General features: G+C 62.0%; 13 protein-coding genes and 1 tRNA gene. 8 read left to right on the top strand and 6 right to left on the bottom strand.

What is annotated here, in order from left to right; translation table 11 throughout:
* Positions 1-46: 46 nt before the first annotated feature.
* A complete protein-coding gene (locus QMK17_RS14030; protein WP_283509884.1) occupies positions 47-1,231 on the bottom strand; it encodes a fatty acid desaturase family protein in 1,185 nt (394 codons plus the stop codon).
* 100 nt (positions 1,232-1,331) lie between these two features.
* Entirely contained in the window at positions 1,332-2,456 is a 1,125-nt protein-coding gene (locus QMK17_RS14025; protein WP_283509883.1) for a ferredoxin reductase, read from the bottom strand.
* A 185-nt stretch (positions 2,457-2,641) separates the two neighbouring features.
* Here QMK17_RS14025 and QMK17_RS14020 point away from each other — a divergent pair, with 185 nt between their 5' ends.
* Together QMK17_RS14020 and QMK17_RS14015 are read left to right on the top strand one after the other, a co-directional pair.
* Positions 2,642-3,292 carry a TetR family transcriptional regulator gene (locus QMK17_RS14020; RefSeq protein WP_283509882.1) on the top strand — a complete coding sequence of 217 codons (651 nt, stop codon included), beginning with the start codon at positions 2,642-2,644 and terminating at the stop codon, positions 3,290-3,292.
* A gap of 28 nt (positions 3,293-3,320) precedes the next feature.
* Positions 3,321-4,151 carry an alpha/beta fold hydrolase gene (locus QMK17_RS14015; protein ID WP_283509881.1) on the top strand — a complete coding sequence of 277 codons (831 nt, stop codon included), beginning with the start codon at positions 3,321-3,323 and terminating at the stop codon, positions 4,149-4,151.
* On the opposite strand, the gene QMK17_RS14010 is transcribed toward QMK17_RS14015, so the two are convergent.
* Positions 4,148-5,470 carry an MFS transporter gene (locus QMK17_RS14010; RefSeq protein WP_283509880.1) on the bottom strand — a complete coding sequence of 441 codons (1,323 nt, stop codon included), beginning with the start codon at positions 5,468-5,470 and terminating at the stop codon, positions 4,148-4,150. The genes QMK17_RS14015 and QMK17_RS14010 overlap by 4 nt on opposite strands.
* An 84-nt stretch (positions 5,471-5,554) precedes the next feature.
* On the opposite strand from QMK17_RS14010, the gene QMK17_RS14005 reads away from it, so the two are divergent.
* Genes QMK17_RS14005 through cmrA form a run of 3 tightly spaced genes read left to right on the top strand, consistent with a single transcriptional unit; the run spans position 5,555 to position 8,943 of the window.
* Positions 5,555-6,082, top strand: a complete 528-nt coding sequence (locus tag QMK17_RS14005; protein WP_283509879.1) for a PadR family transcriptional regulator — start codon at positions 5,555-5,557, stop codon at positions 6,080-6,082.
* Positions 6,079-8,115, top strand: a complete 2,037-nt coding sequence (locus QMK17_RS14000; protein ID WP_283509878.1) for an NADPH-dependent 2,4-dienoyl-CoA reductase — start codon at positions 6,079-6,081, stop codon at positions 8,113-8,115. Before QMK17_RS14005 ends, QMK17_RS14000 begins: the two co-directional genes overlap by 4 nt.
* A gap of 24 nt (positions 8,116-8,139) precedes the next feature.
* Positions 8,140-8,943 (top strand): mycolate reductase, encoded by an 804-nt coding sequence (gene cmrA / locus QMK17_RS13995; RefSeq protein ID WP_283509877.1) that lies wholly within the window; start codon positions 8,140-8,142, stop codon positions 8,941-8,943.
* A gap of 52 nt (positions 8,944-8,995) precedes the next feature.
* Here the strand turns inward: cmrA and QMK17_RS13990 are convergent, their stop codons facing one another.
* Entirely contained in the window at positions 8,996-10,738 is a 1,743-nt protein-coding gene (locus QMK17_RS13990; RefSeq protein ID WP_283509876.1) for a helicase HerA-like domain-containing protein, read from the bottom strand.
* A gap of 84 nt (positions 10,739-10,822) precedes the next feature.
* Here QMK17_RS13990 and orn point away from each other — a divergent pair, with 84 nt between their 5' ends.
* The 3 genes from orn (at position 10,823) to QMK17_RS13975 (ending at position 12,680) form a co-directional block, all read left to right on the top strand.
* A complete protein-coding gene (gene orn / locus QMK17_RS13985; protein ID WP_283509875.1) occupies positions 10,823-11,425 on the top strand; it encodes an oligoribonuclease in 603 nt (200 codons plus the stop codon).
* An 88-nt stretch (positions 11,426-11,513) separates the two neighbouring features.
* A tRNA-His gene (locus tag QMK17_RS13980) sits at positions 11,514-11,589 on the top strand.
* Between the two features lie 335 nt (positions 11,590-11,924).
* Complete coding sequence (locus QMK17_RS13975) at positions 11,925-12,680, top strand: M23 family metallopeptidase (protein WP_283509874.1); 756 nt, start codon at positions 11,925-11,927, stop codon at positions 12,678-12,680.
* Between the two features lie 13 nt (positions 12,681-12,693).
* Here the strand turns inward: QMK17_RS13975 and QMK17_RS13970 are convergent, their stop codons facing one another.
* Entirely contained in the window at positions 12,694-13,887 is a 1,194-nt protein-coding gene (locus tag QMK17_RS13970) for a L,D-transpeptidase (protein WP_283509873.1), read from the bottom strand.
* Positions 13,888-14,079: 192 nt separating this feature from the next.
* Positions 14,080-15,564 (bottom strand): flavin-containing monooxygenase, encoded by a 1,485-nt coding sequence (locus QMK17_RS13965; RefSeq protein WP_283509872.1) that lies wholly within the window; start codon positions 15,562-15,564, stop codon positions 14,080-14,082.
* Positions 15,565-15,586: the final 22 nt, after the last annotated feature.

Genomic DNA, 15,586 nt, shown 5'->3' with positions numbered 1-15,586 from the left:
TTCGGTTTCTAGCCCCGGACGCTCCGCCGACAGCGGTGCCTACCATCTACGCAGCAACCTTCTTACGCTCGACGATAACACCGACGGTCGGCTCGGAGCCCGTCAAAGAATTCGGCAGCGCGAGCTTGAATATCTTCCCCCAGACCGAACCGATCTGTTTGAAGAATCCGCCGGAGTTGTACGGCAGTTCGTATTTGTCGCACAGAGCCTTGACCTCGGGTGCCAACTCCGGGTATCGGTGGGCAGGCAGATCGGGGAACAGGTGATGCTCGATCTGGTGCGACAGGTTTCCCGACATGATGTGGAACAGCGGCGATCCCTCGATGTTCGCCGATCCGAGCATCTGGCGGACGTACCACTCGCCCCGCGACTCGTCGGCGGTCTCGTCCTCGGTGAAGGTCTGCACCCCTGTCGGGAAGTGACCACAGAAGATGATCGAGTAGGTCCACACATTGCGGATAAGGTTCGCGCCGATGTTTCCGATCAACGTGGTGACGAAGAACGGACCGGTCAGGGCCGGGAAGACGACGTAATCCTTGAGCACCTGACGGCCCGCCTTGCGCCACATTCCCTGCAGCAGCGGCTTGACATCGTGCCATTTGCGCTTGCCCTGGACGATGTTCTCGGCTTCGAGGTCGTGCAGCATGACGCCCCACTCGAAGAACGCCATCAACAGGAAGGCGTAGACGGGGTTACCGAGGTAGTAAGGGTTCCACTTCTGACCCTCGTCCATCCGCAGGATTCCGTATCCGATGTCGCGGTCCTTGCCGACGATGTTGGTGAAGGTGTGGTGCATGTAGTTGTGCGAGTGCTTCCACTGGTCGGCGGGGCAGACCGTATCCCATTCGAACACCTGAGAATTGAAGCCAGGCTCACGCATCCAGTCGTACTGACCGTGCATGACGTTGTGCCCGATCTCCATGTTGTCGAGAATCTTGGAGATTGCGAGCGCTCCGACTCCGGCCATCCATGCAGGCGGCAGAAACGGCAGGTACATCAGGGCCCGGCCCGCAACTTCGAACGTGCGCTGAGTCTTGACGATGTTGTAGATGTACTCGCGGTCCTCGTCGCCCAGCTTCGCGACAGTTCGAGCGCGAAGCTCGTCCAGTTCGCGTCCGAGTTCCTGGACCTGCTCGTAGGACATGACGGTCGGTGTCTGCAGTTCGTCGGAGCCGTGGGTTGCGCCGATGAAGGGCAGAAAGGACAGTGACGGTAGTGGTATTCCGAACATTCGAGAGTCTCCGTTTCGGATTCTGAGGTAACAACTTTCGGCTCAGGTCGGTGAAATCTATTTCTGACGGCCAATTTTTCGACCGGCTGACTATCCAGGCTCAGATTTCGATGGCAACATCACCGACCGGAACCGAGACACAGAGTTGAATCTTCTTGTCGGGTTCACTGTCGGTCTCGCCCGTCTGGACATTCTTGGTGCACCCCGAGGTCTTCACCGACGTGCAGGTGAAACAAATGCCCATGCGGCACCCGAACGCCGGAGTCAATCCAGCATCTTCGGCCTGCTCCAGCAGTGTGCGACCGGAGTTCGTGGCAACTACATCGCTACCGGTGAACGTGACATCGCCATCGGCATCGTCGGTTACGGTCGCCGTGGGCGGTGCGAACTCCTCCAGGTGAAGGCTTTCGGTCAGCCCTAATTCGGCGTAGACGTTCTTGACGCCGCGCATCAAACCGGGCGGACCACACAGGTATGTGTGCGCATCCCGGTGCCACGGCGCGACTGCGTCGAGGTGCTCGGTTCCGAAGAATCCGTGCAGATCTCCGGTTTTCGCGTCGCCGTCTTCCTGATCGGTGTAAGCGATGACCACGCGGACGTTGTCCTTGCCTTCAGCGATCTTCTCGAGCTCGCGGCGGTAGGACACATCTTTTTCCGAGTAGGCGTAGTGCAGGAAGGTCAGGTCGCCGCTGTACCCCTCGTCCAGCAGAGACCGCAGCATCGACAGGACCGGGGTGATGCCGCTGCCGCCGCTGATCAACAGCACGCGCTCGGGCCGAGGTGTGGGCAGGTAAAACGTGCCGCTCGCCTGAGACAGGCTGACCACGAGGCCGACGCGAGCATTGCGATGCAGGTATTGGGAGACGAGGCCCTCGGGATGGGCCTTGATCGTCAGCTCGATACGGCCGTCGTCTCGGTACTGCGAGCATGCGGGCGAGTAACACCGGGTATGGCGAACGCCGTCGATCACAACGCCGACTTGAACGAACTGCCCGGCTTCGAATCCGTTCCACTGCTGAGTCGGACGAAGCGTCAACGTGACGGTGTCCGCGGTCGAGTAGTGCACGGCGGTGACCTCGCCACGCAGATCGCGCACCGTGGTCATGGGATCGACGAGTTCGAGGTAGCGGTCCAGCGCGTGCGGTGTCGCCATGGCCTCGAACAGTGACAACAGCGAGAATCGTCCGCGCTTGCTGGGCTGCCGGAGCTTCTGTTGGAGTGTCATATCGCCTCCCGATCGTGGTCGAAAAGAACGAACAATTTCAGTGTACGGCTGTGCACTAGAATCAGTGTGTCAGACCGACACCCAGGCATGTCAACGAAAATGTGACTGCTGCGACATGTTTACATCTGTAGTGATACACATCACAGTCACTCTGTGATCGAGGTCAGGCGGGAGGTGCTCGTCCGATGGACGGCCATAAACTGGTGTACGTGACGGAACCGGGGACGCGAGCGGAACGCAAGGAACGCACGCGTCAAGCACTTATGGACGGCACGTTGGACCTCCTCCGAGACCGCTCGTTCGCCAGCGTCAGCCTCCGTGAGGTCACCCGGTCCGCGGGCATCGTCCCCACGGCTTTCTACCGGCACTTCTCCTCGATGGAGGACCTGGGCGTCGCACTTGTCGAGGACTCGATGCGCATGTTGCGGCAGATGCTGCGCGACGCCAGGAAAGACCCGTCGACCAAGACCGCAACAGAATCCTTACGGATCCTCGTTCGGCAGGTTCGCTCGCACGAGGATCACTTTCGATTCCTGGCGCGTGAGCGCTACGGCGGTGTGACCGAGGTACGCAGGGCATTCGCCACGGAACTCCGCATGTTCGTCAGCGAGTTGACCATTGATCTTTCGCGCATGCCGGGCTTGGAAGCCTGGGACATCGTAGATCTCGAAATGGCCGCAGATCTCATCGTGTCCACGATGCTGACCGCCACCGTCGGACTGTTGGAGATCGACCGACCGGGCAGCGAGAACGAACGCGAGCTCCTTCGTCGAACCGAGCACCAGGTGCGATTGATCGTTCTCGGCATGGGAGCGTGGCGGCGTACCCACAACTGAATCGGCCTGCACCTGGGAGGATCAGTTCATGACACCGGTAGCGACGAAAGTGACCGTCGACGATCTCGTATTCGATGTATCGATTGCAGGCCACGAGGACGGCATTCCGGTGGTGCTTCTGCACGGCTTCCCGCAGACATCGGGATGCTGGGACGCCGTCGTTCCGCTTCTCACCCATGCAGGGCTGCGCACGATTGCGCCGGACCAACGCGGCTACTCCCCTGGCGCCCGGCCGACCGGCGTCGACGCATACGCATCGGACAAGCTGGTCGGTGACGTCGTCGGTCTCGTTGATGCATTGGACCTCGAGTCTGTTCACGTCGTCGGACACGATTGGGGCGCCGCCGTTGCGTGGCAGTTGGCCGCCGAGCACCCCGGCATCGTCCGTTCCCTCACAGCCGTGTCGGTTCCCCATACAGCGGCGTTCGGCTGGGCCATACGAGAGGATGCCGATCAGCAGGAACGCTCGACATACATGACGCTCTTGCGTCAGCAGGGCAAAGCCGAAACCGTTCTGCTGGAGAACGACGCACGCCGACTGCGCGCGATGTTCTCCGAGCGCAGTCCCGACGACCGCTATATCGAGCATATGAGCCAGCCTGGAGCGTTGACGGCAGCCCTCAACTGGTACCGAGCGATGACCAACGCGTTCGGCAGGCTGGCCGCGGTCGAGGTTCCGACCACCTACGTGTGGAGCAACGAGGACTCGGCCATCGGCCGCGCAGGCGCTCAGCGGTGCGGCGAGTTCGTCGACGCCGACTACTCGTTCGTCGAACTCGACGGTATTTCGCACTGGGTCCCCGAGGAAGCTCCTGAGAGATTGGCCGCGGAAATCCTCGCACGGGTGAACTCGCGCTAGACCTTGTCCGGCGACTTCACCGCGAGCAGCGCCCCTAGTCCGACGGCAAGTACGACGAGCAGCCCGCCGATGCCTGCACGATCGGCATCGAACAGGAACACGAACAACCCGAACAGCGTGGGCGCCAGAAACGAGACCGCGCGGCCGGTGGTCGCGTACAACCCGAAGAACTGACCCTCGCGCCCCGGTGGGGCCAACCTTGCCAGGTATGTGCGTGACGAGGACTGAGCGGGTCCGACGAACAGACACAGCACGAGACCGAACACCCAGAACAGCAGCGGCCCCGATACGAACAGCAACACGACCCCGGCCACGATCATTGCCGTCAACGAGAACACGATCACTCGCTTCGGCCCGACACGATCGTCGAACACGCCCGCGGTGATCGCTCCGAGTCCGGCACAGACGTTCGCCGCAACACCGAACAACAGTACGTCTCCGGTTCCGATGCCGTAGACGCTCACCGCCAGGACCGCGCCGAACGTGAACACTCCGGCGAGACCGTCCCGGAACAGTGCACTGGCAATCAGGAAGTAGACGCTGCGGCGATCCGCGACCCACAGTTCACGCAGATCACGAAACAGTACTTTGTACGATTCCATCATCCCGGCTTTGGCTGCGCCGGGATCGGCTGCTGTCGAGGGCAATTCGGGCACCGCGAGCAGCACTGGTATGGCCGAGACCGCGAACCAGAGGGCCGCAAGTAACGCAACGAGCCTGATATTGAGCCCACCGTCGGTGGTCAGCCCGAACAGCCCTCGCGTGTCCCCGTCACCGGAAATGAAGCCGAGATAGCAGATGAGCAACAGCACGATGCCGCCGAAATAGCCCATGGACCAACCGAATCCGGACACTTTGCCTATGTTGTCCGGCGTGGAGACCTGCCTGAGCATCGCGTTGTACGGAATGCTGGCGAGTTCGAACATGATGGACCCGGCCGCGAGCAGCACCAGACCCAACCACAGGTAGTGGTAGTCGTCTTTCACGAAGAACAGCCCGGCCATGCTGACGACGGTCAGACCGGTCAACAGCGCGAGCGACTTCTTCCTCGTGCCCCGAGCATCGAACCGTTGACCGGACACGGGGGCGAGAACAGCGATCACGACGCCCGCCAGCCCCACCGACCAACTGAACCAAGATGTCGCCGAGATCGAGCCCGGCAAGTCGTCGCCCACCCCATCGGTCAGGTACACCGAGAACACGAACGTAAGGATGACCGCATTGAAGGCAGCCGAGCCCCAATCCCATATCCCCCAGGCGAATACCTGCTTGCGCGATGTCGCGACCCCGACGACGGCGTCGTCAGCCTGTGCACTCATAGCGGAAGCCTAGGCGAGACGCTGCCGGCATGGATATTATGCACCGTGTTGCATAGTCACCTCGTTGCATAGATACTGAGCAGTGTGGCACTGGAACACGCGATACTTGTCTCCCTCACCGAACTCTCGGGGTCCGGTTACGAACTCGCGCGTCGGTTCGACAAATCCATCGGTTTCTTCTGGAGTGCCACGCACCAACAGATCTACCGAGTCTTGACCCGCATGGATGCTGCAGGCTGGATTGCCGGGACGTCGGTAGTGCAAGACGGGCGTCCCGACAAGAAGGTCTACTCGGTCAGCGATGCGGGCCGAACCGAACTGGACCGCTGGATCGCCGAACCCACCGACCCCGGCAAGCTTCGCGATGAACTGGCCGTGAAGATTCGCGGCGGCGCAGGCGGCGACATCGACGCCCTCAAAGCTGAGGTCCGACGCCACCGAGCCGTGCACACCGATCGCCTCGAACTCTATCGACTGATCGAAAAGCGTGATTTCCCCTCCCCTGCCGACCTCACCGGCTCCGCACTGCACCAGTTTCTCGTGCTGCGCGGTGGAATTCGAGTCGAGGAAGGCTTCGCCGAATGGTGCGACGAGATATTGGAGAAGCTGTGACCACTTCCGGCACTTACCCGACGCTGCTGTCGCCGCTGAACGTAGGCACGACCACGCTGAAGAATCGCGTGATCATGGGTTCGATACACACTGGGCTGGAGGATCGCGCGCGCGACACCGCCAAGCTCGCCGAGTACTTCGCCGAGCGCGCCCGCGGCGGCGTCGCGCTCATCGTCACGGGTGGCTACGCACCGAACCGGACAGGGTGGCTGCTTCCGTTCGGCGCGAAGCTGACCAATCGCATCGAAGCGAGGCGGCACCGCCGGATCACCGCCGCCGTGCACCGAGAGGGCGGCAAGATCGCGCTGCAGATCCTCCATGCGGGGCGATATTCCTATCAGCCGTTCAGTGTCTCGGCATCGTCGATCAAGGCGCCCATCAACCCGTTTCGTCCCCGTCGGTTGACCTCACGCGGAGTTCGTTGGCAGATTCGGAACTACGTACGGTGCGCGCGCCTGGCGCGATCCGCCGGCTACGACGGCGTCGAGATCATGGGCGGTGAAGGCTACTTCATCAATCAATTCCTGTGCGAGCGCACCAATCATCGCCGCGACGAGTGGGGTGGAAGTCCTGAGAACAGGCGTCGAGTAGCGGTGGACATTGCTCGCCGAATTCGCGATGCCGTGGGCAAGGACTTTCTGATCGTCTTCCGCCTGTCGATGGCCGACCTGGTCGAAGGCGGGCAAAGTTGGGACGACATCGTCGCTCTCGCGAAGGACTTGGAACGCGTCGGCGTCGACATCATCAACACCGACGTCGGCTGGCACGAGTCGCGGGTCCCAACAATCGTCACCTCGGTCCCTCGCGGTGCATTCGCGGACATCACGGGGAAACTCGACAAGCACGTCGAGATCCCGGTTGCGGCATCGAACCGAATCAACATGCCAGACCTCGCCGAGGACATTCTGGTGCGCGGTGACGCACAGCTGATTTCCATGGCACGTCCGATGCTCGCCGACCCGTTCTGGGTAAAAAAGGCCGAAGCGGACTCGGCAGACAGCATCAACACCTGTATCGCTTGCAACCAGGCATGCCTCGACCACGCGTTCGTGCACAAGACTGTCTCGTGCCTGGTCAATCCCCGTGCCGGTCGCGAGATCGAACTGCAACTTCTTCCCACTCGCAAGACCAAGAGGGTCGCCGTCGTCGGAGGCGGCCCCGCGGGTTTGTCCGCGGCCCTCGAATCTGCCCGACGCGGACACGCGGTCTCTCTGTTCGAGGCACGCCCAACACTCGGCGGCCAATTCGGCATCGCACAACGGATTCCAGGAAAAGAAGAGTTCGCCGAAACCATCCGGTATTTCACCGTCGCACTGAAGCAGGCCGACGTCGCAATCCATCTGGGACGGCGGGTCACCGCCGCCGAACTGGTGGCAGGCGACTACGACGAGGTCGTCCTCGCCACCGGCGTCGTACCTCGCATCCCGTCGATACCGGGCATCGACCACCCATCGGTGCTCTCGTACGCCGAGCTGGTCGAGGACGGCAAACCGGTTGGAGACCGAGTGGCCGTGATCGGTGCAGGCGGGATCGGTATCGACATCTCCGAGTTTCTGACCACCGCCGCGTCCCCCACACTCGATCTGAAGGAGTGGAAGCAGGAATGGGGCGTCACCGAGCCCGAGGCAGCGCCAGGCGCGCTGACCACTCCCGTACCGGCACCGTCGCCGCGTGAGGTGTACCTCTTGCAACGCAAGAAAGGCAAGATCGGCGCCGGGCTCGCCAAGACGACCGGTTGGGTCCACCGTGCGGCGTTGAAAGCCAAGGGCGTTCACGAACTGTCCGGCGTGAACTACGAACGCATCGACGACGAGGGCCTTCACATCACGTTCGGTGACAATCACGAAAGGCCGCAGACGTTGAACGTCGACACCATCGTTGTCTGTGCAGGCCAGGAATCGGTTCGAGACCTGATGGACGAATTGCAGTCGGCGGGCACCACGACGCACATCATCGGCGGCGCCGACCTCGCGGCCGAACTGGACGCAAAGCGCGCAATCGAGCAAGGCACCCGCCTGGCCGCGAGCATCTGAGCCCATCGTCTACCCTGGCTCACCGTGAGCCTGCCGAGCCCTGCACCCGAAGCCCGCGCCGTCGTCACCGGAGCCTCCTCCGGGATCGGAGAGGCGCTCGCTACCGAGCTGGCGACCCGCGGCCACTCCTTGATCGTCGTCGCACGCCGTGGCGAGTTGCTCGACGCACTCGCTGCGAAGTTGACTGCCGAACACGGCGTCACCGTCGAGGTTCGTGTTCTCGACCTGTCCGATCGCGATGCGCGAAAGCCCTTCGCCGACGAACTCGCCGAACGCGATATCAGCGTACTGTGCAACAACGCAGGCATTGCCACGTTCGGCCCGGTCTCGGAGCTGGACCCGGCCTACGAGCGCGATCAGGTAGAGCTCAATACCGTTGCCGTGCACGATCTGACCCTCGCCGTTTTGCCTGGCATGATCGCCCGGCGAAGCGGCGGCATCCTCATCACCGGGTCCGCGGCAGGCAACATGGCGATTCCCAACAACGCGACCTACGCGGCATCCAAAGCTTTCGTGAACACGTTCTCCGAGTCCTTGCGGCTCGAACTCAAGGGTAGTGGCGTCCATGTGACCCTGCTGGCGCCCGGCCCGGTGCGTACCGAGACCCCGGATCCGGCGGATGCGTCGATCGTCGACAAGCTCGTTCCGGATTTCCTGTGGATCGACAGCGCGTACACCGCGAAGCTTTCGCTCGACTCACTCGCCAAGAACAAGATGCGCGTGGTTCCCGGACTGCTCAGCAAGGGCATGTCGATTGCCGGGCAGTACAGCCCGCGTGCCATCTCGGCACCCATCGTGGGAAGTTTCTACAAGAAGCTCGGCGGCTGACGCCGCATGTGAGTGGAAATACGTTGCAGGGGACGTATTTCCACTCACATAGTCAACGCTTACGGCGACGCCCAGTCCCGAAAATACTGCGCGAAATCTCCCGTCCCGCAACGGAAGCCGCTGACCTCAGGAAGCTCTTGAAGGCGGGGTTGTCAAGGATTCGCTCCGCCGCCGACGGCCCTTCGGGAGGTAGCGGCGGAAGATCGAAAGTTTCCGCAGGCGCTGGCACGTCGACAACCCTGGCCGCCAGTTTCTCGTACGCCGACTCTCCGTCGATCGTGGTGCCGTATTTGGCGTCGAGCGGACTGGACGACGCCGCAGCGCCGATCGCTTCGTTCCCGATAGTGTCCATCAGCGAGCGCGGGGGCCGAATTTTGGTCCAAGCCACGGGCGTCGGCGCTCCCTTCTCGGAGAGCACAGTCACAATGGCCTCGCCGGTACCGAGAGAGGTGAGCGCCTTTTCCAGGTCGTACGCCTTGGTCTTCGGGTACGTGCGGACCGTCTTGTCGAGGGCCTTCTGATCGTCGGGGGTGAACGCGCGCAACGCATGTTGGATGCGTGCACCCAGCTGGGACAGAACCTCGTTGGGCACGTCGGTCGGCAGCTGCGTGCAGAAGAACACGCCGACGCCCTTCGACCGGATCAGTTTTACGGTCTGTTCCACCTGCTGCAGAAACGCCTTCGACGCATCGGCGAACAACAGGTGTGCCTCGTCGAAGATGAATACCAGTTTGGGCTTGTCGATGTCACCGACCTCGGGGAGCGTCTGGAACATGTCGGCGAGTACCCACATCAAGAACGTGGAGAACATCACCGGGCGTGATGCCTGCGAACCGAGCTCGAACAGCGTGATCACGCCTTTGCCGTCGGCACCCACCCGCAGCAGATCCTCGGTTTCGAGCTCTGGTTCTCCGAAGAAGGTGTCTCCGCCGTCGGCCTCCAGATTGACGAGAGCACGCAGGATGACTCCCGCCGTCGCAGCCGAGACGCCTCCGATCCCCTTGATATCGGATTTTCCCTCGTCGCTCGTCAAGTGAGCGATGACAGCTCTGAGGTCCTTCAGATCGAGAAGTGCAAGACCTCGGCTGTCTGCCCAGTAGAAGATCAGACCGAGGGTGGACTCCTGAGTGTTGTTCAAGCCCAATACTTTACTGAGCAGAATCGGACCGAACGCCGTGATGGTGGCGCGCACCGGAATACCGATCCCCTCGGTTCCGAGCGAGAGAAACTCGACGGGGTGGCCGGTGGGCACCCAGTCCGAATCGCCGGTTTCGGCGGCGCGCCCGCGAACCTTCTCGTTGTCCGCTCCTGGCGCCGACAACCCGGACAGGTCGCCTTTCACATCGGCCATGACGACGGGGACACCTGACGCAGAGAGCTGCTCTGCGATGCCCTGCAACGTCTTGGTTTTACCGGTGCCGGTGGCACCTGCGACGAGACCGTGCCGATTGAGAGTGGCGAGCGGGATGCGAATCCGCGCGGAAGCATCGGTGACGCCGTCGAGAACGACGGTTCCAAGTTCGAGCACCGCACCCGCAAAGTTGTAGCCGGCCGCAATCTCGCCCGAGACGGAATCAGCGGCTGCGACGGAAGTGTTGCCCCGTGCTGCCGATTCAGCGGCTGCGGCTTCCTTCTCGGCCGCATCCGCAGCGGCCAGAGCTTCTGCTGCGACGCGCGCAGCCTCGACTGCTGCGGCTTTCGCCTTGACTGCCTTCTCGGCCGGGGTCAATTGGGCGACCGGGGATGGAAGCGCTGCATCCGGGGTGGAATTCCCCGACGCCGGATCGACCGTCATTTCCATATCCTCCTGGGTCTCGGCTCGATGTGGATCGCCACCGCAAACCTTAGCGGTGAGCACGTTCGCACTAGTGTGTGTCTCGTGCAGGACAAACTTGTGTGGATAGATTGCGAAATGACCGGCTTGGATTTGTCGAAGGACAAACTCATCGAGATCGCGGCGCTCGTTACCGACAGCGAGCTCAACGTTCTCGGTGATGGCGTCGACATCGTCATTCATGCCGACGACGATGCGCTGGCAGGGATGCCAGATGTCGTGAAAAAGATGCATGCCAAATCGGGATTGACCGAGGAGGTGCGCGCGTCGACGGTGACGCTGGAGGAAGCTGAGGCACAGGTGCTTGCGTACATACGTGAGCACGTGCCGGTGGCAGGCACTGTGCCTCTGGCCGGTAACTCGATCGGTACCGACCGCGGCTTCATCACTCGCGACATGGAAGCGCTCGACACCCACCTTCACTACCGAATGATCGATGTCAGCTCCATCAAGGAACTGTCGCGTCGGTGGTACCCGCGGATCTACTTCGGTCAGCCGCAGAAGGGCCTCGCGCACCGGGCACTGGCTGACATCAAAGAGTCGATCAAGGAGCTGAAGTACTACCGCCAGACGGTGTTCGTCGCCCCTCCAGGCCCGTCTACCAGCAATATTGCCGCAGTCGTGAAAGATCTCGACACGCCAACCTGAGGGCGATTCGCACCGAGAGAATCGAACCGCTAGTATTACCTCCGCTGCTGAAACAGAGCCGAGAGTTGGCCGAGTCGACGCAGTAATGGTGGGCGTAGTTCAGCTGGTAGAGCACCAGGTTGTGATCCTGGATGTCGCGGGTTCGAGTCCCGTCGCTCACCCCATAGAAACAAGAAAGCCGGTCTCCACACGGAGGCCGGCTTTTTTGTGTTCGCAGCATGTTTCGGCACGCGAATCGCACGTGTGTGCGAAAGGTCAAGCAGCGCAACGAATTACGTTGTTGTAATTTAATTTCCGAGTTTCGCATGGGGTTCATGTGACGTACGGTTGCAAACGGCACTTTTGGGGAAGAAAAGTACCAACGTGAAACCTGTGACTTGCGAGGTGGGGAAGCCTGCGCATCGACCCGCTTGCGTTGATTCGACGCGCCCCAGAAGCGCCCCAATGGTTTAAAGCCCGCCTAGGGACATCGGTCGGGGCAGAGACAGGAGCAGTTCAAGTGGGACGAAGAGTTCACAGAGTCATAGCGGGTTCGGTGTTGTCGGCGGCGTTGTGCGCCGGTTCGGTGGGCCTGATCAGTCCCGCCGTAGCCACAGCGCAGCCGACCATCGAACTGCCCGTCATACCGATCCCCCAACCCGACGCGCAGCAGCGCGCGGCGATCCTTGCCGCCGTCCTCGATGCCACGGGCGTGCTGATCAACGAAGTCGCGGGGGCCATCCTCGATTACGACCTCGGTACGACGACTCCCGAGTCCACACCGGAGCCGGAAGAGTCGGCCCCCGAGGTCGAAGCAGCACCGCCGTCGGTAGGCCTCGGCGGCGCCGTACTACCGCTCCCCGCCGGAAGCTACGAACTGTCGTCGAACTACGGCGGGCGGAACAACCCCACCGGCAACGGTGGCCAATTCCACCAGGGCGTCGACCTTGCCGCCCCGTCGGGGACTCCGATCCACGCCGTGACCGGAGGCACCGTCGAACAGGCTGGTGACGCCGGGGACGGGTACGGCAACCTCGTGCGCATCAAGAACGGCAACACGGTCACGTACTACGGGCACCAGTCGAGCGTTGCAGTGAACGTCGGCGACACTGTCGCACCGGGCGACCAGATCGGCGAAGTGGGCAGTACCGGAAACTCGACCGGGCCCCATCTGCACTTCGAGGTCCGAAACAACGGGTCGAGCATCGAACCCGTCGCCTACCTGAAGACGCTCGGCGTCGATCCGGCGAAGTACGAGAGCCAGGACGCGAGCTGAGACCGAAAGGTCACTACACCGAGTCGGCGTTTCCGGCCTTCCATTCCTCCCAGGGAATGTTCCAGTCGCCGAGGCCGTCGGTTCCCGACAGAGTACCGCCGGCAGTGTTCTTCACGACGACGATGTCGCCGCGCTTGGTGTTGTCGTAGACCCACTTCGCATTGGAGGGGCTGAGGTTCAGGCAACCGTGGCTGGTGTTGGAGTACCCCTGCTGACCTACCGACCAGGGCGCAGAGTGGAAGAAGATTCCGCTGTAGGACATACGCGTAGCCCAATCGACGGGCGTCCGGTAGCCGGTGGAGGAGTTGACCGGTACGCCGTAGGTCGACGAATCCATGATCAGGTGGTCGAAGCGGTCACCGATGATGTAAACGCCGTTGTCGGTGGGTGTACTGTCCTTGCCCATCGAAGTGGGCATCGTCATGACGTCCTGCCCGTTGACGGCGAAGGTGACCTGTTTGGTGTTGTCGTCGGCGGTGGCTACCACGGCGTCACCGATAGTGAATGACGTCGACGAGTTCTCCTGACCGAAGATCCCGTCACCGAGGTCGCGGCCGTAAACGTTGACCGCCACATCGACCCGTGTACCCGAGGCCCAGTAGTTTTGCGGCCGCCAGCGAACCTCGCGGTCGTTCACCCAGTAGAACGCCCCCTCGACGGGAGGCGTCGCGGTTACCTGAATTGCGTTCTGCGCAGCGACCTTGTCGGTTATGGTCTCGTCGAATTGCACGGCGACCGGCTGACCGATGCCGACGGCGGCGCCGTCGCTGGGCAGAACGTACGGCTTGGTGAAGCTTCCGGGCTGACTGGTGGTGAAGCTGCTGACTGTGCTCGATGCTCCGCCGAGTCCGTAGGCGTCGGCCTGCACCCGGTACTCGCGGTCGTACCCGAGTTGTTCGGTATTGGTCCATGTCAAACCGTCGGGCGAGACGATTCCCGCAACGGGGACGCCCTCGGGGTTCAGCATCGTGACGCGGGCGAGCTTGCCGTCCGCGACGCTCACTACGACAGGATCGGCAGGCGAGAATCCGACGGCACCGTCTTCGACGCTGGACGTCAGCTTCGGCTTGAGCAGCTCGGTGATCGGATTGGAATCGATCGGGGCAGCATCGACCGTGTCGCTTGTGGGTGCTCCGCAGCCGGACAAGGCGATTGTTGCCGCCAACGTCGACACCGCTGTGAGTACCACTCCGCGCGAGATCCTCATCAATACTCCACTTCCACACCGGCCGATTCCGCGTGCGCCACCCCGCAGCTGACACTCCGCATGAATAATGCCAGGCCGCACGCTGAGCATCCAACCGAAATGGCGCCCACAAAGTAACGTTCGAATACCAATCGGCCGGTTCCGAATCCGTGTTACGTCACACGTTCGGCACCCGACGGTAGTGATCAATCATCAGCGCAAGCTCATGTTCTCGTCGACCAACTTTCCGAAGCGAAGGGCAGGCAGGTCGCGGAAGTAGTTCATGCGTAGTCGCCACGGTGCCACCGACCCCTGTTTGGGGAACGTATCGACCGACCGCAGCACATATCCGGCAGCGAAATCAAGAAACGGCTCTTCCCCCACCGACGCGTCGCGCGCCAGTCGAACCTCGGAATGACCCTTTTTGTCCATGTGTTCGATCAGCCGGACCACGTAGTCGCACACCAGATCGGCCTTCAACGTCCACGACGCGTTGGTGTACCCGACGACGAACGCGAAGTTGGGGACGTCGGTCAGCATCATGCCCTTGTAGGCCATCGTCTCGGTGAGGTCGACCACGCGCCCGTCGACCGTGATGGCCACGTTGCCGAACGCCACCAGGTTGAGCCCGGTCGCGGTGACGACGACGTCGGCGTCGAGGTGCTCGCCGGATTTCAGAGCGATTCCGCTGGCGGTGAAGCGGTCGATGTGGTCCGTCACCAGATTAACTTCACCCTTGCGGATGGACCGGAACAGATCGTTGTCGGGAACGAGGCACAATCGTTGATCCCACGGGTTGTACTTCGGGGTGAAATGCGTGTCCAGGTCGTACCCGTCGGGCAGCCAACCCTTCTGCAATGTGCGGATCTGCTTCTTCATGAACTTCGGATAGCGCTGGCACAGAACGTACATCCCGATTGCGGTCACCGCGTTCTTGATTCGGGTGACACTGTAGGCCGCACGAGCGGGGAGATATTTGCGCAGCGCAAGCGCGATCGAGTCCTTCGAGGGCAACGACATGATGTAGCTGGGCGATCGCTGAAGTAGCGTCACGTGCTCGGCCTCCCGAGCAAGGTTGGGCGCCAACGTGATCGCCGTTGCGCCACTGCCGATCACGACAACCTTCTTGCCCGCGTAGTCGAGATCTTCGGGCCACTTCTGCGGATGGACCACAGTGCCGCCGAAGTCCTCGATGCCCTCGAAGTCGGGCGTGAAGCCCTTGTCGTAGTCGTAGTACCCACTGCAGCACATCAGGAACGACGCCTCGAACACCGCACTCTCGCCGGTATCGGAACGGAGGGCAGTGACCGTCCACTTCGACGACTCCGTGGACCAAGCCGCCGAGACCACCTTGTGGTGGAACCGAATGTGTCGGTCGATTCCACCCTCACGGGCGGTGTCCTCGATGTATTCGCGGATGGACGCCCCGTCGGCGATGGACTTCTCACCGGTCCACGGTCGGAAGTTGTACCCGAGCGTGTACATATCGGAGTCCGAACGGATTCCGGGGTAGCGGAACAGGTCCCAGGTACCGCCGATCGCTCCGCGGCTCTCGAGGACTGCATAGGACTTCCCGGGGAGCTTCGTCTGCAGATGGTGGGCGGCGCCGATTCCCGAGAGCCCGGCACCGACGATGAGCACGTCGACTCTCTGGGTATCGGTTGCGCGCGGGGATTCCAAGGGGGATGTCGTTGTCATCGAGACACTTCCGTGTGAGTGT

This window comes from Rhodococcus sp. G-MC3 (assembly GCF_030063335.1).
Classification (GTDB): Bacteria; Actinomycetota; Actinomycetes; order Mycobacteriales; family Mycobacteriaceae; genus Rhodococcoides.
The sequence above is the reverse complement of the archived record's forward strand: the minus strand, read 5'-3'. Positions and strand labels throughout refer to the sequence as shown.